This window comes from Microbacterium fluminis (assembly GCF_051549805.1).
Taxonomy (GTDB): Bacteria; Actinomycetota; Actinomycetes; order Actinomycetales; family Microbacteriaceae; genus Microbacterium.
Map to the genome: position 1 here is coordinate 715,099 of NZ_CP196042.1, position 21,530 is coordinate 736,628.

Genomic DNA, 21,530 nt, shown 5'->3' on the forward strand with positions numbered 1-21,530 from the left:
CCGTCGCCCTCAGCGCCGGTCGGCGAAGAAGGCGCGCAGCAGCGCCTCCGACTCGGCCGCGCGGACACCGCCGACCACCTCGGCCCGCACGGGCAGCCTCCGGTCGCGCACGACGTCGTACATCGATCCGGTCGCGCCGGCCTTCTCGTCCCAGGCGCCGAGCACCAGCCGCGAGATGCGGGCCTGCAGCAGCGCCCCCGCGCACATCAGGCACGGCTCGAGGGTGACGACGAGCGTGCAGCCGGCGAGGTTCCAGGAGCCGACGGATGCCGCGGCCGCCCGTAGGGCGACGACCTCCGCGTGCGCCGTGGGGTCGGAGGTGACCTCGCGGAGGTTGCGCCCCTCGCCGATCACCGCGCCCGAGGCATCCGTCACCACCGCCCCCACCGGGATGTCGCCCTCCGCGGCCGCCGCCGCCGCGAGAGCGAGCGCACGCACCATGAGGGCGTCATCGGTGTCGGGGGCGGGCAGGCTCACACGCCCACGGTACTGCTCCCGCTGTGCGCCCTGCCTGCGCCCAGTAGCCTGAGAGCATGCGTGTCCACGTCGCCGATCACCCGCTCATCACCCACAAGCTGACCGTGCTGCGCGACGAGCGCACACCGTCGCCGGTGTTCCGTCAGCTCACCGAGGAGCTCGTGACGCTGCTCGCCTACGAGGCGACGCGACACGTGGCGGTCACCCCCGTGGAGATCCAGACGCCGGTGACCACGACGACGGGCGTGCGCATCGCCGATCCGCGCCCGCTGGTCGTGCCGATCCTCCGCGCCGGTCTGGGGATGCTCGACGGCATGGTGAAGCTGCTGCCCAGTGCGGAGGTCGGGTTCCTCGGCATGGCGCGCAACGAGGAGACGCTCGAGCCGACGACGTACGCCGAGCGCCTTCCCGAAGACCTCAGCGACCGGCAGTGCTTCGTCCTCGACCCGATGCTCGCCACCGGCGGATCGCTCGGGGCGGCGATGGAGTTCCTTTTCCAGCGCGGCGCGCGCGACGTGACGGCGATCTGCATCCTCGGCGCCCCCGAGGGCGTGGCCGCGATCGAGAAGCAGGTGGAGGGCCGCGACGTCACGCTCGTGCTGGGCGCCCTCGACGAGCGCCTGAACGAGAAGGGCTACATCGTCCCCGGTCTCGGCGACGCCGGCGACCGCCTCTACGGCACCGTCTGACCCCGATCGATCGGGACGGACGGAACGGCGCGGCATCCGCCCCTCGCCGAGCGGATGCCGCGACCTGCGCCTGAAGCGCCCGCTCAGGTTACGTCGATCGGGCGAATGGGCCCCATGGGGTTGACACGGCGGCCGAAGAGCCCCTCGCGGGTCAGGCGTCCGGCTCGAGCAGCGGCTCCTCCGGCGGACGACGACCGGTCTCCTGCTCCCAGAACTCCAGCTGCTGGGTGAGCGCCTTGGCCAGCTCGAACACCTGCTCCGGGGGGATGCGGATGCGGCTGACCACCCGCGCCGGGACGACCGTGCGGTGCTCGCCGGTGGCCGGATCGACCTCCTCACGCGGCGGCTGGGCCAGCGTCACGAAGTCCATCACGAAGACCGTCGGCGTATGCCACACGTTGGCGAAATCGGCGTAGGCACCGCCGATCAGCTCCGGAGGCAGATCGATCTCGAACTGCCGCTGGGCATCGTCGGCCATGGGGCTCCCCTCGTCGGCCGCAAGTCTATGCCGCGCGCCTCTCGGAAGGTTCCGCGCGCGTTCCGTCGTCGTTCCGCACCGGCCCGCGGATCGCGAGAGGCCTCCGTGAGGGCGGGTCGACCCTCAGCGGGCGCCGCCCACGGCGCCGACGAGGGTCGCGAATCCGCTCAGCCGCGCGACGCCCTCGGGCGTGTGCGGGAGATCGTCGAGCAGGCCGGGCGAGTGGATGAGGTAGGCGGCGTGCTTCGCGCGGGAGATCGCCACATTGAGGCGATTGCGCAACAGCAGGAACTCAAGCCCTCGCGGGGCATCCCGGCCCGAGGACGCCGCCAGCGACACCAGCGCGACGACCGCCTCCTGCCCCTGGAAGCGGTCGACCGTCCCGACGGGCACGTCGGGGAAGCCGGCGGTGGCGAGCGCCTCCTCCACCTCCACCTGCTGCGCGTTGTAAGGCGTCACCACGATGAGGTCGCTCTGAACGAGCGGTCGGGGCGGCGACGACCGCACCCCGTCGTCGTCGACCACGGCGTCGGTCCAGGATCGACCGAGGAGGTCTCGCACGCGCCGCACCACGACCGCCGCCTCCTCGGCGGACGCCGTGGCGTTGCCGGTGTGCGGCACCGCGATCGGGTGCAGTCCGGGCTCGATGCCCTCGAGCGCGCGCCGGGCGGTCGACGGATGCGATTCCAGCTCGCCGGCGTACGACAGGCGCGACACGGGCGCCGCGACATCGGGGTGCATGCGCCAGGTGCGGGCGAGGAAGAAGCCGTGGTCGGGCGGCACCACGTCGGCACCGTCCATCACCCAGCCGAGGGCCGAGGTGTCCACCGGCTCCGGATGGGTGCCCTGGCTCACCTGCGGCAGCTGCTGCGGGTCGCCCAGCAGCAGCAGCCGCGACGACGCGACCGACACCGCGATCGTCGAGGCCAGAGAGAACTGCCCGGCCTCGTCGACGACGAGCAGGTCGAGCCCGCCGCGCGGGATGCGGTCGGCGTTGCTGAAGTCCCACGCCGTGCCGCCCACCACGAATCCCGACGCGGCGCGGTCCCGGGCGAACTCGGCCATGCCGTTCTTGGCGATGGGCGTGAACGACAGGCCGGTGGCCGCGGCATCCTTCGGCGCCTTCCCGACCAGCTCGGACGGCACGCCGGCCGCCACGATGCGGTCGAGCATGTTCTCGACCACCGCGTGCGACTGCGCGACCACGCCGATCTTGTAGCCGTGGTCGCGCACCAGCCGCGCCACGACGTGCGAGCCGACGTAGGTCTTGCCCGTGCCGGGAGGGCCCTGCACGGCGAGGTAGCTGCGATCGAGATCCAGGATGCTGCGCGTGATCGCCTCGACGTCGTCGCCGCGCGACGGGGCCAGCGCACCGTCACGGGTGCGCGGGGGGCGCCGCAGCAGGATGTCGGCGGCCGGGTCTTCGGGCAGTCGCGGGGAGGCGGCGAGCAGCGCGTCGGCCCACTCGTCGATCGCTCCCTGCTGCCTGCCGGCGCTCGGTGGCGACGGCGGCGTGAGCGCGATCGGGAGCTCGGACCAGGTGACTCCGTCGACCGCCAGCTCTTCGACGAGCGCACCGTCGTCGAGCACCTCGACGACGGAGATCGTGCGGGTGCCGTGGATCCACCGCGGTGACGGCTCGAACGGGAAGGGGGTGGGCAGTTCGTAGATCGCGAACGGATTCGACCCGGCGCTGAGCCGTGTGCCGGGTGCGAGATCGCCGCGCAGCTCCACGGTGCGGCGCTCGCTGCGGCTGCCCTCGGGACGATGCCAGTCCTCGATTACCCGCGAGCGCTCGGGGTCGATCACCACGACGTCGCGCGTCTCCTCCCAGATCGAGACGGGCTCGCGCAGCCGCAGGAAGTGCGTCGCCCAGAACGACTTCGCCTCGCGCGGGTAGTAGTCGATGGCCGCCGCAGCCAGGCGCAGGCAGGCGGACTCGGCGGAGTCGTCGGGATGGCCCCCGGCGAGCGCGGTGAGCGAGACCGCCCGCGGCGAGGGCTCGTAGGCGCGCTCGTCGGGATCGGGGTTGCGGGCCGGCACCAGTCCGGCCTCGCGCGCGCGGTCGACGAGCCAGTCGCGCAGGCGCCGGGTCGAGACGCAGTCGTAGCGGTTGTAGTCGGCGAGATCGTCGAGGATCGCCTGCGCCTCGGCATCCCGCCCGTCGTCGATGAGAGCCCGTGCCCGCACGTACTCGACGATCGACGCGTCGCCCTTCTGCACGTCGCTGGTGCGCACCTCGTCGCCCATGTAGAGCGGCTCGAGCTTCTTGATCGAGTACGAGCGCGATCCGACCCGCAGCGCGCGCCGCACGATGGGATACAGGTCGACGAACACCCCGTCGCGCAGCAGACGATCGACGTCGGCCTCGCGCACGCCGTACCGCGCCGCCATGGCCAGCAGGTGCGACGGCTCGTACGGGGCGTAGTGGTAGATGTGCATGTCGGGATGCTGCTGCCGCCGCAGGGCGACCACGTCGAGGAAGGTCTCGAGCGCCGCGCGCTCCTCGGCGAAGCCGTGCGCCCACAGCGCGGTGTACTGCTCGGCCAGGTCGACCCAGCCGAACAGGTAGTCGAGTCCCCAGCGGTTCGGGTCGCCACCGCGATCGACCTCGGTGTAGAGCGGGTCGCCCTCGAAATCGAAGAACATGTCGCCGAGGTCGGGGCGCGGCAGGGCACCCAGCGCCGTCGGCGCGACCACCTCGAACGTCGGGATCGGCGGCGCCGCCGACGCATCCGCGGCCGGCACGCCCGCGGGGCTGTCGAGCTGCAGCCGCGCCTGCGTGCGCAGCAGCGCGAACGTGTCGGCGCGCATGCTGTCGGGGGCGCCGGATGCCGCGGCCAGAGCGTCGATCGTCGCGATGCCGGCCGCCCGCAGCCGTTCGCGCTGCACCGGCCGCATCCCCGCGACCAGCAGCAGGTCGCGGTGCGCGATCACCTCGGCGTCGCACGTGGCGCATCGGCCGCAGGCGATCACCGCGAGGGCGCCGCGGTCGTCGCCCCAGGCCAGCGGCGCACCGGCGGCGCCGAGGTCGAGGCGCCGGTCGGCCACGAGGGCGCGGAGACGCTCGCGCCGCAGACGGAAGACCGGGAGCAGGTCGTCGACGGCGTGCACGCTCGTGGTGCCGTCGCCCAGGAGCAGTTCGACCCGGTCGGCCCGGGGCACCCCGAGGCGGTCGAGCTGGTCGGCATATGCCGCCAGCTGCATGAGGGCCGTCACCTTGGCGCGCCGCGCGAGCTTGCTGTCCTGCACGATCCACGGACCGCCCGGCTCGTCGCGCACCAGGAAGTCGGCGAACCCCACGAAGTCGTGGGTGGAGAAGGCGGCCTGGTACACCACGACGGCGTCGGAGGCGAGCGCCTCGTTCGTGAGCCGGACGGCCTCGGCGAGCGCCTCGGTCTCGCTCGAACGCGCCGCGGGGATCTCGGCGACCCCCGCCCCGAACCGTTGCCGGTAGGCCTCGAGGACGCGCAGCTCGTGCGCCGTGCCGAGCTCGCCGGCGCGCACGAGGGTGTCGTCCTCGGGCTCGACGACCGCCGCGACCCGCCCGAGCCGCGCGTCGATCGCCCTCAGCCACGCGAACTCGCACTCGGCCGCCGCCTTCAGATCGCTCGCACTCCAGACGATCCGGCCTTCACCCTCGATGTATCGCATGCCTCCCCTTCCCGCACGACCTTAGCCGCGGCATCCGACACCCCTCCTGGCGGGAACGGATGCCTCAGGGCCGCAACGACACGTCGACGGGCTCGGCGATCGGGTCGAGGCGTACCGCCGGGCTTCGGGAGGAGATGTGCGTGTGGGGAGGACGGATGCCGGGGTTCCCTCCTCCCGACGCGTACATCTCCTCCCCCAGACGCGGAGAACGGCGACGCCTCGGCGGGCTCACCGACCGCGATCGACGGCGCGCGGGAGGCCCGCCTGCCAGACTGGGAGCATGAGCCTCCCCTTCGAGAGCGCGTACCGGCACGGGTTCGCCCGCGTCGCGGCCTGCACCATCCCGGTCGCGATCGCCGATCCGGCCGCCAACGCCGCGACCGTGCTCGAGACCGCACGGGCGCTCGACGCCGACGGGGTGGCCGTCGCGGTCTTCCCCGAGCTGTGCCTGACCGGCTATGCCATCGACGACCTCGTGCTGCAGGACGCCGTGCTCGACGCGGTCGTCGCGGCGATCGAAGAGCTGGTGGAGGCATCCGCCGACCTCCTGCCGGTGCTCGTCGTGGGCGCGCCGCTGCGTCACCGCAACCGGCTCTACAACTCCGCCGTCGTGATCCACCGCGGCGAGCTGCTCGGCGTCGCCCCGAAGTCGTATCTGCCCACCTACCGCGAGTTCTACGAGCGCCGTTGGTACGCGCCGGGCGACGATCAGCGCGGCGAGGACATCCGCGTCGGCCGCCTCGAGGCGCCGTTCGGTCCCGACCTGCTGTTCGAGGCGCTCGACGTGCCTGGCCTCACCGTGCACGCCGAGGTGTGCGAGGACGTGTGGGTGCCGATCCCGCCGTCGTCGCACGCGGCGCTGGCGGGGGCGTCGGTGCTGGTCAACCTCTCGGGTAGCCCCATCACGATCGCTCGCGCCGAGGATCGGAAGGACCTCGTGCAGTCGCAGTCGCTGCGCTGCCTGGCCGCCTACGCGTACGCCGCGGCGGGCGCCGGCGAGTCGACGAACGACGTGTCGTGGGACGGTCAGACCATGATCTACGAGGGCGGGGCGCTGCTGGCCGAGACCGAGCGCTTCCCCGACGGCGCGCGGCACTCGGTCGCCGACGTCGACCTCGACCGCCTCCGCCAGGACCGCCTGCGGCAGGGCACGTTCGACGACAACCGCCGCGCGAACCCGGCGACCGCCGGCTTCCGCACCGTGCACTTCCGCCTCGATCCGCCGACGCGGGACATCGGGCTGCGCCGTTCCCTCGACCGGTTCCCCTTCGTTCCCGACGACCCGGCCCGACTCGCGCAGGACTGCTACGAGGCGTTCAACATCCAGGTGTCGGGGCTGGCCCAGCGCATGCGCGCGATCGGCGATCCGAAGCCGGTGATCGGGGTGAGCGGCGGGCTCGATTCGACGCACGCCCTGCTGGTGACGGCACGGGCGATGGATGCCGCCGGCCGCCCGCGCAGCGACATCCTGGCGTACACGATGCCGGGCTTCGCGACATCCGACCACACCAGGTCGAACGCGATCGCGCTGGCCGGGGCGATCGGCGCGTCGATCGAGACGATCGACATCCGGGATGCCGCGAACGAGCTGCTGGCGAAGATCGGGCACCCGTTCGCCGACGGCGAGCCGGTGCACGACGTCACCTTCGAGAACGTGCAGGCGGGGCTGCGCACCGACTTCCTCTTCCGCCTCGCCAACCAGAACAACGGGATGGTGATCGGCACCGGCGACCTGTCCGAGCTCGCCCTGGGCTGGATGACCTACGGGGTCGGCGACCAGATGAGCCACTACGCCGTCAACGCCGGTGTGCCCAAGACCCTCATCCAGCACCTGATCCGATGGGTGATCGCGGACGGTCAGGTCGCCGAGGGGACCGCGACGGTGCTGCAGTCCGTGCTCGACACCGAGATCAGCCCGGAGCTCGTGCCTGCGGGGCAGGACGGGAGGCTGCAGTCGACCGAGGACCGTGTCGGGCCGTACGCGCTGCACGACTTCACGCTCTTCCACGTGCTGCGCTACGGGTTCCGACCGTCGAAGATCGCATTCCTGGCCGCACACGCGTGGCGGGATGCGGATGCCGGGGCCTGGCCCCCCGGGTTCCCCGCGGCTGACCGCTACGCGTACGACCTGCCGGTGATCGCGCGCTGGCTGCAGGTGTTCCTGAAGCGCTTCTTCGCCTTCGCCCAGTTCAAGCGCTCCGCGATCCCGAACGGGCCGAAGGTGTCGGCCGCCGGATCGCTGTCGCCCCGGGGCGACTGGCGCGCCCCTTCCGACGGCAACGCCGCCGCGTGGCTCGCCGAGCTGACGTCCGCGCTCCCCGACCTGGTCGACTGACCTTCGCCGCGCGCCCCACGGCATCCGCTCACTCCCCGCCTCCTCGCGCGAGTGCGCCACTCTTCTGCGTCTGCCCCTACGAATCGCTGTGGCAACTGTCGTGTTCGTGCCACGAATGCGGCAGGAGGGGGAGGGGAAGGGCCGCGCGCCCCACCGCATCCCCCGGCGATCGCGACCCGGTGACAGGATGAGGCCATGGCCAGACGTGCGACGGTCGTGGGGAGCGGTCCGAACGGACTGACCGCCGGGGTCGCACTCGCGCGCGCGGGCTACGCCGTGCGGGTGCTCGAGGCCGCACCGGCTTTCGGCGGAGGCGTGCGCACCGCCGAGCTCACCCTGCCCGGATTCCACCACGACGTCGGCTCGGCCGTGCACCCGGCGGCCCTGAGCTCGCCGGTGTTCCGCGCGTTCGGCCTGCGCGAGCGGATCGAGTGGGCGGTGCCGGAGGCATCCTTCGCCCATCCGCTCGACGACGGTCGCGCGGCGATCGCATGGCGCGACCTCGATCGCACCGTGCGCGACCTCGGCGCCGACGGACGCGCCTGGCGGGCGCTCGTCGCTCCGCTCGGTCGGCGCCTCGACGAGCTGGTCGGCTTCACCGGATCGCAGCTGCTGCGGATGCCGCGGCATCCGCTCGTCGCCGCCCGCTTCGGGATCCGGATGCTGTCGGTCGGCGCCCGGCTCGGCGACGGACTGCGCGGCGAGCGCGGGAGAGCGCTGCTGGCCGGGGTGCTCGCGCACGCCAACACGCGCATCCCGAGCCTGGCCTCGGCCGCGGCGGGGCTCCTTCTGGCCGCCCACAGCCACACGCGCGACGGTTGGGCGTTCCCGCTCGGCGGTGCGCAGGCGATCGCCGACGCCCTCGCCGGCGACCTGCGAGCCCTCGGCGGCGTGATCGAGACCGACACCCGCGTCGACTCGCTCGCCGGCCTCGACATCGGGGACACCGCCGCGGGCGACCTGCTGCTGCTGGACACCTCGCCGCGCCTGCTGCTCACCTCCCCCGACCTCCCCGCCGGCTACGCCCGCGCGATCGCCCGCTACCGCTACGGCGCCGCGGCGGCCAAGGTGGACTTCGCCCTGGACGGTCCGGTGCCGTGGACGCACGTCGACGTGCCCCGCGCGCCGACCGTGCACCTGGGGGGCACGGCGGCGGAGATCGCCGAGGGTGAGAACGCCGTCGCACAGGGTCGGGTGCCCGAGCGTCCCTACGTGCTCGCCGTGCAGCCGTCGGTGCTCGACCCGTCGCGCGCTCCCGCCGGAAAGGCCGTGCTGTGGGCGTACCTGCACGTGCCGGCGGGATCGCCGTTCGATCCGACCGCCGCGGTCATCGCCCAGGTCGAACGCTTCGCGCCGGGGTTCCGGGACCGCATCCTCGCGACGCACGTCACCACCGCCGTCGCTCAGGCGCGGTCGAACCCGGCGAACATCGGCGGCGACATCCTCGGCGGTGCATTCACGATGATGCAGGCGGTGCGCCGGCCCGTGCTCTCGCCCGCCCCGTGGCGCACCCCTCTCCGAGGCGTGTACCTCGCCTCGGCCGCGACTCCGCCCGGCCCGGGGGTGACCGGGATGCCCGGCTGGTACGCGGCCCGGCAGGCGCTCACCGACAGCGCCGGCGTGCGCGTCGACCTCGACGACCTCTTCGGGTCGGACTAGGGGCGGGGGCGAGCGTGGACGGCTTCGCAGCGGTCGACTTCGAACTCGCACGGCAGGTGCTCCAGCGCGGGATCGCGGCGCTGTACCTCCTCGCGTTCGTCTCGACCCTGCGGCAGTTCCGTCCCCTGCTGGGCGAGCACGGTCTGCTGCCTGCCCCCGAGCTGCTGGCCGGGGCGGCGCAGTCGAAGACGTGGATGCTGCACCCCACCCTGTTCCGCCGCTGGCGCTATACCGACGGGCGCCTCGTGGCGGTCTGCGTCGCCGGAGTGGTCATCGCCGCGGCGGTCGTGGGAGGCATCCCGCAACTGGCGGCGCCCTGGGTGCCGATGCTGTGCTTCCTGGCCCTGTGGGGGCTGTACATGTCGATCGTCAGCATCGGGCAGACCTTCTACGCGTTCGGCTGGGAGATGCTGCTGCTGGAGGCCGGCTTCCTCGCCGCGTTCCTGGGCTCGGACGAACAGCCTCCGCCCACCGTCGTGATCGTGCTGTTCTGGTGGCTGGTGTTCCGCCTCGAGTTCGGCGCCGGCACCATCAAGATCCGTGGCGGCCGGGAGTGGCGGGATCTCACCGCCCTCACCTACCACCACGAGACGCAGCCGATGCCGGGCCCCTTCAGCCGCCAGGCGCACCTGCTCCCCCGGTGGTTCCACGGCGGGGAGGTGATCGGCAACCACGCGGCCCAGCTCGTGGCGCCGTGGCTGCTGTTCGCGCCGCTGCTGAGCCTGTGGGTCGAGGCCGACTGGCCGGCGGTGGCGGGCATGGTCGCCGCGGGCGTCGTGATCGCGACGCAGCTGTGGCTGTTCGTCACCGGCAACTTCGCGTGGCTGAACGCCGCCACGATCGTGCTGGCGTTCTCGGCCGTGGGCATCCCGGGCTCGGGATCGGAGCGGGCGGAGGAGGCATCCGATCTCCCGTGGGACGTCGACGGGATGCCGCTCTACTGGGTCGTGGGCACCGGACTCATCGGCATCGGATTCGCGGTGCTGAGCTGGCCGGCCGTGCGCAACCTCGCCGCCCCCCGTCAGCTCATGAACGCGAGCTTCAACCGGTGGCAGCTCGGCAACGCGTACGGCGCGTTCGGCACCGTCACGCGAGAGCGCGTGGAGTTCGTCGTGGAGGGGACCGCCGACGCCGACCCCGACGCCGCGCAGTGGAGCGAGTACGGATTCCGCGGCAAACCCGGCGACGTGGCCCGCCTCCCTCGTCAGTTCGCGCCCTACCATCTGCGGCTGGACTGGCTGATGTGGTTCCTCCCGCTGGGCCGGGGCACCGAGGGGTGGTTCGAGGTCTTCCTGGTGCGTCTGCTGGAGGCGGATGCCTCGACCCTCCGACTCCTCGCGCGCGACCCGTTCGAGGGGCGACGCCCCCGCTGGGTGCGGGTGGTGTCGTACCGGTACCGGTTCACCACGCGCGCCGAGTTCCGGGAGCGGCACGAGCGCTGGGCGCGGGATCGGCGCCGGGACGTTCTCGGACCGGTGGGCTTGCGGGGGACAATGGAGAGGTGAAGCTCCTCGTCGCGGCCCTGGAGGCCGAACTCGTCGCCTTTCCCGCCGATCTCCCCGGCTTCGACCGACTGGTCACCGGTCCGGGCAAGCTGCAGGCGACCTACGCCCTCACGCGGGCCCTCGACGCGGGCGACTACGACGAGATCCTCGTCGTGGGGACGGCCGGCGCGATCGACCCGCTCCTGCCCGGCGGCGTGCACGAGATCTCGGGGGCGATCCAGCACGACGTCACCGACATCGACGGGGTGGTCGGACAGCACGTCTCGTTGCCGGCCCGTGTCGAGATCGGCGACGACGGCGTCGTGATCGCCACCGGCGACCACTTCGTCGACGATGCGGAGGCGGTCGGGGTGATCCGGCCGCTGGGCGCGAGCATGGTCGACATGGAGACGTTCGCCTACATCTGGGTCGCCGATCGGTTCGGGGTGCCCATCCGGGTCCTCAAGTCGGTGTCCGACCGCGCGCAGGATGACGCCATCACCGACTGGCGGGCGACGGTCGCCGCGTGCAGCGCCGAGCTGCGCGCGCACGTGCGGCAGGTCTACGGGGTCTGACCCGCGACCGGTTCCCGGGGGTGTCGAGGGCTCTCGCCCTGACCCCCGGCATCCGTTCCCCTCAGTGGTCGGCGCGTCGACGCGCCGAGAGGTCGACGACCGCCACCGCGAACGCCGCCGCCAGGAACAGTCCGACCGCCACCATGCCGTAGCCGTAGGCGTCGTGGAAGACGACGGCACCGGCGGCGGTGCCGTCCTCCCGGTAGATGGTGGCGTAGAAGAGCGCGAGCGCGACGGCCGTGCCGACCGCCGTGCCGATGCGCTGGCCCAGCTGCCCGACGGAGCCGGCGAGGCCGCCCTGCTGCACGGGGATGTCGGCGAGCGTCAGCGTCTGGTTGGGTGCGATCACGAGCCCGCCGCCGATGCCGCCGACGAGCATGACCCCGGCCATCACGAACGGCGTCGCGGCATCCGGCACATACAGTGCCGTCGCCACGAGTCCGCCGACGCATAGCAGCATGAGCGCGAGTCCCCACACCACCACCGGGCGTCCGTAGCGGACGACGAGGTTGCCGCCGACCCAGGACGACACCGCGCTCGAGAGCGCGAATCCGATCGTGACCATCCCGGCGAAGACCGGCGCGATGCCCAGGCCACCCTGGAGGTACAGCGTGGTGAGCAGGAACATCGCCGGGGCCGCGGTGAAGTAGGCCGACTGCAGGAGCGTTCCGTTGCGGAACGATCCGACGCCGAACAGCGAGAACGGGATGAGCGGCGTGCGACCGGATGCCGCGTACCGCCGTTCCCACGCGATGAATGCCGCCGCGAACAGGGCGAACACGACCAGGAGCCACCAGCGCTGGGGGTTGTCGTCGGGCGAGCCGGTGGTGAACAGGAACGGCCACATCAGCGACAGCACGGTCAGCCCGAACAGCACCACGCCGAATCCGTCCAGCTGCAGCGGGGCTCCGCTCGCGCGGCGGGTGGCCGGCAGCATCCACACCGCCAGGGCGATCGCGACCAGCCCCAGCGGGATGTTCAGCCAGAACGTCCACCGCCAGCCGTCGACGGGGCCGCCGACCGCGATCATGAGGCCGCCGAGGGTCGGGCCGAACGCGGTGGCGACGCCGATCGTGGCGCCGAAGAGCCCGAACGCGCGTCCGCGCTCCTTGCCTTGGAAGAGCTGCTGGATCAGTCCGATCACCTGCGGCATCTGGATGCCGGCGGCCACGCCCTGCACGAGGCGAGCGATCAGCAGCACGGTGATGTTCGGCGCGAGCGCGCACACGAGGCTCGCCAGGGTGAACAGCGACAGACCGACGATGAACAGGGCGCGGCGCGAGCGCTGATCGCCGATGCGGCCCATCGGCACGAGGAACAGCCCGAAGGTGAGCACGTAGCCCGACACGATCAGCTGCAGCTCGGTGGATCCGGCGCCGAACGCCGTCTCTATGGACGGCAGCGCGACGTTGACCTTCGACAGGTCGAGGATCGTGATCGCCGCGACGGCGGCGCACACCCAGAAGGCCCGCCAGCGGTGCGCCGGCGTGAGCGCGATCGTGAGGGTACGGGGGTTCTGCTCTGGTTCGCTCGCGTCCGACATCGCTCTCAGGCTATCCCCGCCGATGCCGGCGGGGGCCGTCGGAGGTCAGCCGTCGCGGCGGGCGAACACCGATCGGAGCACGAGGAACACGATGAGTGCGACGACGGCGACGATGATCAGCTTGAAGATGACCGCGACCACCGAGAACAGGATGTTCACGAGGAACCACGCGATCACGATCGCGACGATCACGCCGAGGATGGTCCAGACGAGGCTCGAACTCTTCACTCCTCCAGCCTACGTGGCGGGTGCACCTCGGCCGGTCACACCGGGGCGACGAGCTCCTGCTCGATGACACTGTCGCCGCGACTGGTGGCGTGCACCGTCAGCTGCGCGGGCAGCTGATCCTTCATCGCCTCGACGTGGCTGATCACGCCGATCACCCGGCCGCCCTGGCGCAGCTCGTCGAGGGTGCGCATCGCGACGTCGAGAGTGTCGGCGTCGAGCGACCCGAACCCCTCGTCGATGAAGAGCGTGTCGAGCGTGATGCCGCCGGCGCGCGCGGTGACCACCTCGGCCAGGCCGAGAGCGAGTGCGAGCGACGCGAGGAACGTCTCGCCGCCGGAGAGGGACTGCACCGGACGGGCGAGCCCGGTGAACGCGTCGAACACGTCGATGCCCAGACCGGACGCCGCTCCCCGCGCCGCACGCGCATCGGTGTGCCGCAGCCGGTACCGGCCCTGCGTCATCTCGTCGAGGCGCAGATTGGCGGCGACGACGATCTCCTCCAGTTCGGCGGCGAGGACGAAGGTCTCGAGGTTCATCTTCAGCGTGTTCGGCGCCCGGCCGGCGACGGCATTCGCGAGCCGCTCGATCACGTGCGCCTCCGCGGCCATCTCGGCGATCGCCTCGTGCGCGATCTCGGTCGCCCGCACCGCGTCGTCGAACTGCTCGGCCAGACGCTGGGCGGATGCCGCGCCCCTGACCGCGTCATCGCGCGCCGCCGCCGCCGCGGCGAGGGCGTCGGCGGCGGAAGCCACGTCGATCGGCTCGTCGGGCAGCATCCGCATCTCCAACGCGAGCAGCGTCTCTCGGAGCGCGGTGCGACGCGCGTCGAAGGTGCTCACCTGCTCGGCGAGGCGGTCGCGGTCGGCGGGGGCGAGCAGCGCGGCCTCTGCCGCGGCCCGGTCGGCGAACTCCGAGGCCTCCAGCACCGCGGAGACCTCGGTGCGCGCGGTCTCGGCGCTCTCGGCCCGGGTGGCGCGTGTCTCGGCGGCGGCGACCACGGTGCGGGCGAGCGCGATCCGCGTCTCGCTCCACGCGATGCGCGCGCCCACGCTCTCGTGCGCGCCGCGCGCCGCGCGCACCGTGGCGTCGGCCTCCTGGATCGAGCGCTCGATCGCGGCGAGCTCGTTCGACGCGTCGCGCGCGCCGACGGCGAGAGCGGACGCCTCGGTCTCGACCGTGGCCGCCTCGGCCTGCAGCGCCGACCGTGCGGCCTCGTCTCGATCGCGGTCGGCCGCGGCGCGGAGGATCTCGGCGAGCTCGGCGGCCGCCGCGGCGGCGGCCTCGTCGGCGGCCTCGACCGCGAGCCCGCCGGCCCGCAGCGTGGCGGCGGTGAGCGCCTCGCGCGCGGCCTGCACGCGCGCGGTGCACTGCGTGTCGTCGGCGACCGCGGCGGCCTTGCGCTCCTCGGCGGCGCCGATGTCGGCGTCGGTGACCGGCTCGTCGCTCCGCGCGGTGGGGAGCGGATGCTCGCACGCACCGCACACCGGACAGGGCTCACCCTCGACGAGGGCCTCGGCCAGCTCGCCGGCGTGGTCGCGGAAGCGACGCTCGCGCAGCTCGTCGAGCGCGGCCGACGCCGCGGTCAGTGCGCGGCCGGCCGCGGCGGCCGCCGTCTCGGCGGCGTCGCGCTCCGCTCCGCGTTCGACCGCCTCGCGCGCGGCCGTCGCCGCGGTCTGCGCCGCGGCCACCCGCGCCTCGGCGGCGTCGCGCCCCGCGGCGCGTGCGGCCGCCCGGGCGACGGAGGAGGTCAGCGCATCGATGAGACCAGGCAGGGCCGCGCGACGCTCCTCCAGCGCGGCGAGGGTGTCGCGCGCGGCGGCGGTGAGGGCGAGGGCCGTGTCGCGCTCGGCGCTCAGCGCGACCTGTCGGGTCTCGGCCTCGGCGGCGACCGCCAGCGCCCCCATGTCCGCAAGGAGCTCGTCGAGCCGCGCCTGCACGAGCGAGCGCCCGGCCACCGTCTCTCCGGCGTCGCGCCATGCGGCCAGCGCGACGTCGTGGGCCTCGGTGGCGACGGCGAGCGCGGCATCCGCTCGCTCGGTCGCCGACAGCGGAGCGCGCAGCAGCTCGGCGGACTCGGCCGCCGCGAGCGCCGCCCGCACGGCGGCGATGTCGTCGACCTGCGCGTCGAGGGCGGCGAGGCCCGCGCGCGCGTCGTCGCGGCGGATCTGCTCGCGGCGCTCGTCGGAGAGCGCGGCGTGCGCGGTTTCGGCAGCGGCGTGCGCCGCGCGCGCCGTGTCTTCTCGGGCGCTGGCGGTCTCGCGGCGATGGGCGGCGCGCAGCTGCGCGGACCGCACGCGCTCGAGACGCTCGTCGAGGGAGGGCTCGCCCTCCGGATACGCCTCGGCCCCTGGATCGACCTCGTCGCCCCGACCGGATCCGGACGGCGACGCCGTGCCGTCTCCCGCTGCGGACGGCGCGTCGTCAACGGCGGGCACGAGCCGTTCGGCGCCCTCGAGCTGCGCCAGGAGCGTGCGGTTCTCGAGGGCGAGGTTCTCCTGCGTCTGCTTGCGCCGCCGCTCGAGGCTCTCCTCGTAGCCGCCGAACCGCTGCGAGTCGAACAGCGTGCGCAGCAGTGCCTGACGCTCGTCGTTGCGAGCGAGCAGGAACCGGGCGAAACGCCCCTGCGCGAGCAGGATCACCTGCAGGAACTGGTGCTGGGTGAGCCCGAGAACAGGAGCCAGTTCATCGCCGACGTCTTTCGGACGGGCGGCGCGCCCGACCCACCCGCCCTCGACCCATTCGTCGAGGCGCGCCTGCGGAGGTGCCTCGGTGGTGCCCGAGCCGTTGCGCTTGAGCCGCTCGTAGCCCGGCACGCGCTCGACCGCCCAGCGACGCCCGGCGCTGGAGAACTCCAGCCGCACCCGGGTCGGCTCGTCGAGCGCGGCGTGGTCGCTGCGGATGCGCTTCTCCCCCTCGTCGTAGCGGGGCACGCCACCGTAGAGGGCGAAGCACACCGCGTCGAGGATGCTCGACTTGCCCGCACCGGTCTTGCCGCCGATCAGGAAGATGCCGTCGCGGGCCAGGGCGTCGAAGTCGACGCTCTGAAGTGCGCGGAACGGCCCGAATCCCTCGATCTCGAGCCGGTGCAGCCTCATGCCGTGAGCTCCACGACCCTCGCCTCGGCGACGGCCTCGTCGATCAGGTCGCGCTCGCGCGCGTCGGCGCCCTCGCCGGCGCGCACGTGGGTGAGGAACGTCTCGATGAGGTCGGTGTCGCTCGTCGCGGCGCGCACGCGCTGGGCGTAGCCGACGCGGGATGCCTCGGGCACGCCCTGCGGGTCGAGCTTGATGGTGGCGCACCACGGGAACCGCGTCTGCAGCTTGCGCATCGGGTCGATCTGCGGCGTGGGGTCGGTGAGCACCGCGCACACCCAGTCGTCGACGTGCGCCGCATGCGCGGGCTCGGCCAGCAGCTCGTCGAGCGTGCCGCGCAGGGTGACCACGCGGCGCGGCACCGGGAGGTCGAGCCAGAGGGCGCTCACCGCACCGGCGGCGTCGAGATCGATGAGCCACGACCCCCGCTTCTTGCTCTGCTCGCTGAAGCTGTAGTGCAGCGGCGCACCCGCGTAGCGCACGCGCTCGGAGAGGGTCTGCTGACCGTGGATGTGACCGAGCGCGGTGTAGTCGACGGCGTCGAAGAGCGACAGCGGGACGACGTCGAGGCCGCCCTGCTGGATGTCGCGCTCGAGCTGCGGCGTCGGCGCGACCCCGGCGGCGAAGCAGTGCGCGATGGCCACCGAGCGCCCGCCGCGCACGGCCAGGTCGCGCTCGATCAGCCCCATGGCATGGGCGAGCGTCTGCGCGTGCGTGCGCAGCTCGGCGTCGGGCCACACCGACCGCACCATCCCGGGCTCGAGGTAGGGGATGCCGTAGAAGTGCACCGGCCCGACGGCATCGGTCACCGTCACGGGCGTGCCCACCGTCGCCGGATCGGTCACGACGTGGATGCCGTCGCGCAGCAGCTCGGACTGGAAACCCAGACGCGCCGCGGAGTCGTGATTGCCCGACGTGACGATCACCTCGGCGCCCGCGTCGCGCAGCGCCCCGATGGCGGTGGACAGGAGCGGGAAGCAGTCCCGCGCGGGGGTCGCGGAGTCGAACACATCGCCGGCGACGACGACCACGTCGACCGCGTGCTCTCGCACCTGCGCCGCCAGCGCGGCGAGCACCTCGGCGAGCGCGGCGAGCGTCGAGTGGCCGTGGAACGACCGCCCGATGTGCCAGTCGGAGGTGTGCAGGATGCGCATGCTCACACGGTACGGGCGGCCCCCGACATCGCCGCCGAGGCGGGCGGGCGGTTCGCCAGGAGCGATCCGGATCCGCGCTCAGCCGCCGTTCGGCACGGGCGGCGGATCGACCCGCAGCAGGCGGAACTCGTGCCGGCGCAGCATCCGCAGCACCACCGCGCGGAAGCCGCCGAACGCGCGCAGCCCTTCGTCGCGATCCAGCGGCTCGACCGCCACGACGCGGTAGGTGCGGCCGCGGTGGTCGAGCTCGCCGCCTCCGGCGACGAGGTTGCGGTACCAGTTCACCGTGTCGCCGTAGGTGAGCTCGGCGACGAAGCCGTCCGGGTGGTCGGCGACGATGATCGGCGTCTCGAACGTGCGTCCGCTCCTGCGTCCGACGTGCCGCACGAGGGTGAACGGTCCGCGCCCCGATCGCGCCGATCTCAGCGTGAGCGGGTTGAGCGTGCGGTTGAGGACGCGCAGGAACGCATCCTTGAACCGACCCATCGCGGTGTCTCCGGTCAGCTCGCCTGCGCGACTCGCGGGGCGTACCGGCCGGACGCGACGGCACGGGCGCGCGCCTTCTCGGCCTCGACCTCGCGGTTCTTCGGCGGCACGGTGGCGACGAGGTCTTCCAGCAGATGCCCGGTGATGTGCGCGATCTCGGCGACGGCGTGGTCGAAGGCCGCCTGGTTGGCCTTCGACGGCTTCGTCGTGCCGGCGATCTTGCGCACGTACTGCAGGGCCGCCGCGTGGATCTCGTCGTTGCTCGCGGCCGGCTCGAAGTTGTGGAGGGTGTGGATGTTGCGGCACATGCCGTCCACGCTACGCGCGCACGGTCTTCCGCGACAGGGCGGGCGCGGCCCCGGCCGAGCGGATGCCTCGGCCGGGGCCGTCCGGGTGAGAATCGCCGATCTGTCGATCATGTCTGCGTCACATGCCAACCTGGCACGTCGACTGATCGGGCATGCGCGGTTGGATGAGGCTCATGACGACCACGGATGTCCCCACACTGCCGCACTGGATCGACGGCGCCCCGCACCCCTCGAAGAGCGGCCGGACGGCTCCGGTCCACAACCCCGCGACGGGGGCCGAGATCGCCCGTGTCGCTCTCGCCGATCAGGAGGAGATCGACGCGGCGATCGCGTCGGCCGAGCGCGGATCCGCGCTGTGGGGGTCGTTCTCGATCGCGAAGCGGCAGTCGGTGCTGTTCGCGTTCCGCGAGCTGCTGAACGCCCGCAAGGGCGAGCTCGCGGCGATCATCACGGCCGAGCACGGCAAGGTGCGCTCCGACGCCCTCGGTGAGATCCTCCGTGGACAGGAGGTGGTCGAGCTGGCGACCGGCTTCCCGCACCTGACCAAGGGCGCCTACTCGGAGAACGCCTCGACGGGCGTGGACGTCTATTCGCTGAAGCAGCCCCTCGGCGTCGTCGGCGTGATCAGCCCGTTCAACTTCCCCGCGATGGTGCCGATGTGGTTCTTCCCCATCGCGATCGCCGCGGGCAACGCGGTGATCCTCAAGCCGAGCGAGAAGGACCCGTCGGCCGCCCTGTGGATGGCGCAGCTGTGGAAGGACGCCGGCCTTCCCGATGGCGTGTTCACGGTCCTGCAGGGCGACAAGCTCGCCGTCGACGGGCTGCTGACGAGCCCGATCGTGCAGTCGATCTCGTTCGTCGGCTCCACCCCGATCGCGCAGTACATCTACGAGACCGCGTCGCGGCACGGGAAGCGGGTGCAGGCCCTGGGCGGCGCGAAGAACCACATGCTGGTGCTGCCCGATGCCGATCTCGACCTCGTCGCCGACCAGGCCGTCAACGCCGGGTTCGGCGCCGCGGGTGAGCGATGCATGGCGATCAGCGTCGTCCTCGCGGTCGAGCCGGTCGCCGATGAACTCGTCGCGAAGATCGGCGAGCGCATCGGGCGGCTCCGGGTCGGCGACGGCGCCGGCGTCGACGGCGTCGAGCCCGACATGGGGCCCCTCATCACCGATCTGCACCGCGACAAGGTCGCCGCGTACGTCGACATCGCCGAGCAGGACGGTGCGACCGTCGTGGTCGACGGTCGCGGGTTCACCGTCGACGGGCACGAGAACGGGTTCTTCTTCGGCCCGACCCTGCTGGACCGCGTGCCGATCACCTCTCGCGCGTATTCGGAGGAGATCTTCGGACCCGTCCTGTCCGTCGTACGGGTGGCCTCGTACGACGAGGGGCTCGAGCTGATCAACAGCGGAGAGTTCGGCAACGGCACCGCGATCTTCACCCGCGACGGGGGTGCTGCCCGCCGCTTCCAGAACGAGGTGCAGGTCGGGATGATCGGCATCAACGTGCCCATCCCCGTCCCGGTCGCGTACCACTCGTTCGGCGGCTGGAAGAAGTCGCTGTTCGGCGATGCGAAGGCGTACGGCGTGCACGGGTTCGACTTCTTCACCCGGGAGAAGGCGGTCACCGCCCGCTGGATCGACCCGGCGGTCGGCCACGGCGGCATCGATCTCGGATTCCCGCGGAACGACTGACGCTCACCTGACGACCCGCCGTAGTCGAGGCCCTCACCGGGTCTCGGCGCCGGTGTTCTCGTCCCCGCTCGCGGCGTCGTCGGCGTCGGCGTCGGCGTGGGCGTCGGCGTCGGCGTCGGCGTCGGCGTCGGCGTCGGCGTCGGCGTCGGAGAACTCCATCGCGGCCCACAGCTCGGCACGACCCGCGAACGTCTCGAGATCCAGCCCGAGCAGCCCGCCCAGCTGCGCGATCCGCGCGCGCAGCGTATGGCGATGGATGCCGAGTGCCCGCGCCGCGGGATCCCACGCGGCGTTCGCGTCCAGCCAGGCCCGCGCCGCGGCCCACAGCCGCTGTCTCTCGGCCGGGGCGAGGCCGTCCAGCCGCGCCCGGACGGAGGCGGCGAGAACCGCTCCGCCGCCCGCCCGCAGCGCTCCCATCACGCCGCGGCCGGCGACGTCTGCGTAGCGTGCGATCGTCCCCTCGTCGGCGGCGGCCGCCGCATGGAAGGCCTCGTCGATCGCCACCCGCATGCCCGGCCATCGCGCCGGAGCGGAGAGCCCGACACGCAGTCCGTGGCGGGTCACGAGCCGCGACAGCTCGGCGTCGCCTTCGACGGGCAGGAGGATGATCACGTCGTCGCCGTGCTCGGCGAAGAAGGCGCCACGGCTCGACGAGGCCGTCAGCAGCTCGAGCTCGTCGAGCACGGACTGGCCGTGCACGGGTCCGCGGAAGGCCCCCACCACGACGGGAGCCGCCGGCAGCGGCCCCCACACGGCCATCGCGGTGCGGTCGGCTTCGCGCACACGTCCGGCGAGCAGCAGCTCGAGCACGCCGGTGCGGATGTGTCGTCGCGAGTCGTCGACGGCGCGCTGCTGCTCGAGGGCGATGCTGGCCAGGGCGATGACGCTGCCGACGAGATCGTTCTCGGGAGCGCCGGACGGGGCGTCGGTGCCGACCGCCAGCACGCCACGGGGCCGCCCGCCCTGACCGATCGTCTGGAGGGTCGCGGGCGGGTCGGTCAGGGTCCGCAGCCGTGCGGCGGATCCGCGTTCCAAGAGCATGCGCGCGTCGTCGTCGACCTGTCCGGCGACCCCGGCCGGGAGGTCCCGCAGGCCGGGGACGCGTACGCGCCCGCCGGCCGCATCGTAGAGGGCGACCCACGTCTGCAGTCGCTGCGACAGCGTCCGCAGGATCTCACGCAGGCCGTCATCGCGCACGGCCGCGCGCGCGATGTCGCGCTGGGCCTCGAGCGACCACGAGAGCCGCGCGCTGCGCTCCGAGGCCTCGACGTCGGCGATGTGACGGATGATGCCGATGAACGGCGTCGACCCGGGAACCTCGAGCAGCGGGATGCCGTGGGTCGCGCACGCCTCGACGACGGCCGCGGGGATGCGCGCGTGGATGACGTCGGTGGCGAAGCCGAGTCCCGCGACGTCGAGGGCGCGCAGTCGGAGGCAGTACGCGTCGGCGTCGAGGGCCGTCGTGTCGGCGTCGAACTGCCCCCCGTCGGTGAGCAGCAGCTGCCCGGGCTCGAGCCAAGGAGTGGGATCGAGCAGATCGGAGCTGTGCGCCCAGGCGATCGGGCGCTCCGCGGCATCCGCCCCCGGCGGCACGACCGCACGCAGCGCGAAGTCGCCGACGGCGAGCAGCGACGTCAGCGTCGCGGGCACGAGATCGCCACCGGATTGTCC

At 72.9% G+C, this 21,530-nt stretch carries 16 protein-coding genes; 6 read left to right on the top strand and 10 right to left on the bottom strand.

Going from position 1 to position 21,530, the window contains the following annotated elements; all coding sequences use genetic code 11:
* Positions 1-9: 9 nt before the first annotated feature.
* The gene (locus ACSJDX_RS03405; RefSeq protein WP_438354924.1) at positions 10-441 is read right to left on the bottom strand and encodes a nucleoside deaminase; all 432 of its coding nucleotides are present in this window, start codon (positions 439-441) and stop codon (positions 10-12) included.
* A gap of 92 nt (positions 442-533) precedes the next feature.
* Here ACSJDX_RS03405 and upp point away from each other — a divergent pair, with 92 nt between their 5' ends.
* On the top strand, positions 534-1,166 hold the full coding sequence (gene upp, locus ACSJDX_RS03410) for a uracil phosphoribosyltransferase (protein ID WP_438354180.1): 633 nt from the start codon (positions 534-536) through the stop codon (positions 1,164-1,166).
* Between the two features lie 151 nt (positions 1,167-1,317).
* On the opposite strand, the gene ACSJDX_RS03415 is transcribed toward upp, so the two are convergent.
* Together ACSJDX_RS03415 and ACSJDX_RS03420 are read right to left on the bottom strand one after the other, a co-directional pair.
* The gene (locus tag ACSJDX_RS03415; protein WP_438354181.1) at positions 1,318-1,644 is read right to left on the bottom strand and encodes a DUF3467 domain-containing protein; all 327 of its coding nucleotides are present in this window, start codon (positions 1,642-1,644) and stop codon (positions 1,318-1,320) included.
* Between the two features lie 123 nt (positions 1,645-1,767).
* Positions 1,768-5,298 carry a TM0106 family RecB-like putative nuclease gene (locus tag ACSJDX_RS03420; protein WP_438354182.1) on the bottom strand — a complete coding sequence of 1,177 codons (3,531 nt, stop codon included), beginning with the start codon at positions 5,296-5,298 and terminating at the stop codon, positions 1,768-1,770.
* A 280-nt stretch (positions 5,299-5,578) separates the two neighbouring features.
* Here ACSJDX_RS03420 and ACSJDX_RS03425 point away from each other — a divergent pair, with 280 nt between their 5' ends.
* The 4 genes from ACSJDX_RS03425 to ACSJDX_RS03440 all read left to right on the top strand — a co-directional run bounded on the left by ACSJDX_RS03425 (position 5,579) and on the right by ACSJDX_RS03440 (position 11,351).
* Positions 5,579-7,633 carry an NAD(+) synthase gene (locus ACSJDX_RS03425; protein ID WP_438354183.1) on the top strand — a complete coding sequence of 685 codons (2,055 nt, stop codon included), beginning with the start codon at positions 5,579-5,581 and terminating at the stop codon, positions 7,631-7,633.
* A 195-nt stretch (positions 7,634-7,828) separates the two neighbouring features.
* Positions 7,829-9,292 carry a phytoene desaturase family protein gene (locus ACSJDX_RS03430; RefSeq protein WP_438354184.1) on the top strand — a complete coding sequence of 488 codons (1,464 nt, stop codon included), beginning with the start codon at positions 7,829-7,831 and terminating at the stop codon, positions 9,290-9,292.
* A gap of 14 nt (positions 9,293-9,306) precedes the next feature.
* Positions 9,307-10,797: a lipase maturation factor family protein gene (locus tag ACSJDX_RS03435; protein ID WP_438354185.1), complete on the top strand. Its 1,491-nt coding sequence runs from the start codon at positions 9,307-9,309 to the stop codon at positions 10,795-10,797.
* Complete coding sequence (locus ACSJDX_RS03440; protein WP_438354186.1) at positions 10,794-11,351, top strand: phosphorylase family protein; 558 nt, start codon at positions 10,794-10,796, stop codon at positions 11,349-11,351. Before ACSJDX_RS03435 ends, ACSJDX_RS03440 begins: the two co-directional genes overlap by 4 nt.
* A 61-nt stretch (positions 11,352-11,412) precedes the next feature.
* Here the strand turns inward: ACSJDX_RS03440 and ACSJDX_RS03445 are convergent, their stop codons facing one another.
* The 6 genes from ACSJDX_RS03445 to ACSJDX_RS03470 form a co-directional block, all read right to left on the bottom strand.
* The gene (locus ACSJDX_RS03445) at positions 11,413-12,894 is read right to left on the bottom strand and encodes an MFS transporter (protein WP_438354187.1); all 1,482 of its coding nucleotides are present in this window, start codon (positions 12,892-12,894) and stop codon (positions 11,413-11,415) included.
* A gap of 45 nt (positions 12,895-12,939) precedes the next feature.
* Positions 12,940-13,122, bottom strand: coding sequence for a hypothetical protein (locus tag ACSJDX_RS03450; RefSeq protein ID WP_438354188.1), 183 nt, complete (start codon positions 13,120-13,122; stop codon positions 12,940-12,942).
* Positions 13,123-13,157: 35 nt separating this feature from the next.
* Entirely contained in the window at positions 13,158-16,217 is a 3,060-nt protein-coding gene (locus ACSJDX_RS03455) for an AAA family ATPase (protein ID WP_438354189.1), read from the bottom strand.
* Positions 16,214-17,368 carry an exonuclease SbcCD subunit D gene (locus ACSJDX_RS03460; protein WP_438354190.1) on the bottom strand — a complete coding sequence of 385 codons (1,155 nt, stop codon included), beginning with the start codon at positions 17,366-17,368 and terminating at the stop codon, positions 16,214-16,216. The genes ACSJDX_RS03455 and ACSJDX_RS03460 overlap by 4 nt, the downstream gene beginning before the upstream one ends.
* 78 nt (positions 17,369-17,446) lie before the next feature.
* Positions 17,447-17,854, bottom strand: coding sequence for a nitroreductase family deazaflavin-dependent oxidoreductase (locus ACSJDX_RS03465; protein WP_438354191.1), 408 nt, complete (start codon positions 17,852-17,854; stop codon positions 17,447-17,449).
* A 14-nt stretch (positions 17,855-17,868) separates the two neighbouring features.
* Positions 17,869-18,162, bottom strand: coding sequence for a DUF2277 domain-containing protein (locus ACSJDX_RS03470; protein WP_438354192.1), 294 nt, complete (start codon positions 18,160-18,162; stop codon positions 17,869-17,871).
* Positions 18,163-18,335: 173 nt separating this feature from the next.
* Here ACSJDX_RS03470 and ACSJDX_RS03475 point away from each other — a divergent pair, with 173 nt between their 5' ends.
* Positions 18,336-19,859 (top strand): CoA-acylating methylmalonate-semialdehyde dehydrogenase, encoded by a 1,524-nt coding sequence (locus tag ACSJDX_RS03475; protein WP_438354193.1) that lies wholly within the window; start codon positions 18,336-18,338, stop codon positions 19,857-19,859.
* Positions 19,860-19,892: 33 nt separating this feature from the next.
* On the opposite strand, the gene ACSJDX_RS03480 is transcribed toward ACSJDX_RS03475, so the two are convergent.
* A complete protein-coding gene (locus tag ACSJDX_RS03480) occupies positions 19,893-21,509 on the bottom strand; it encodes a PucR family transcriptional regulator (protein ID WP_438354194.1) in 1,617 nt (538 codons plus the stop codon).
* Positions 21,510-21,530 lie beyond the last annotated feature (21 nt).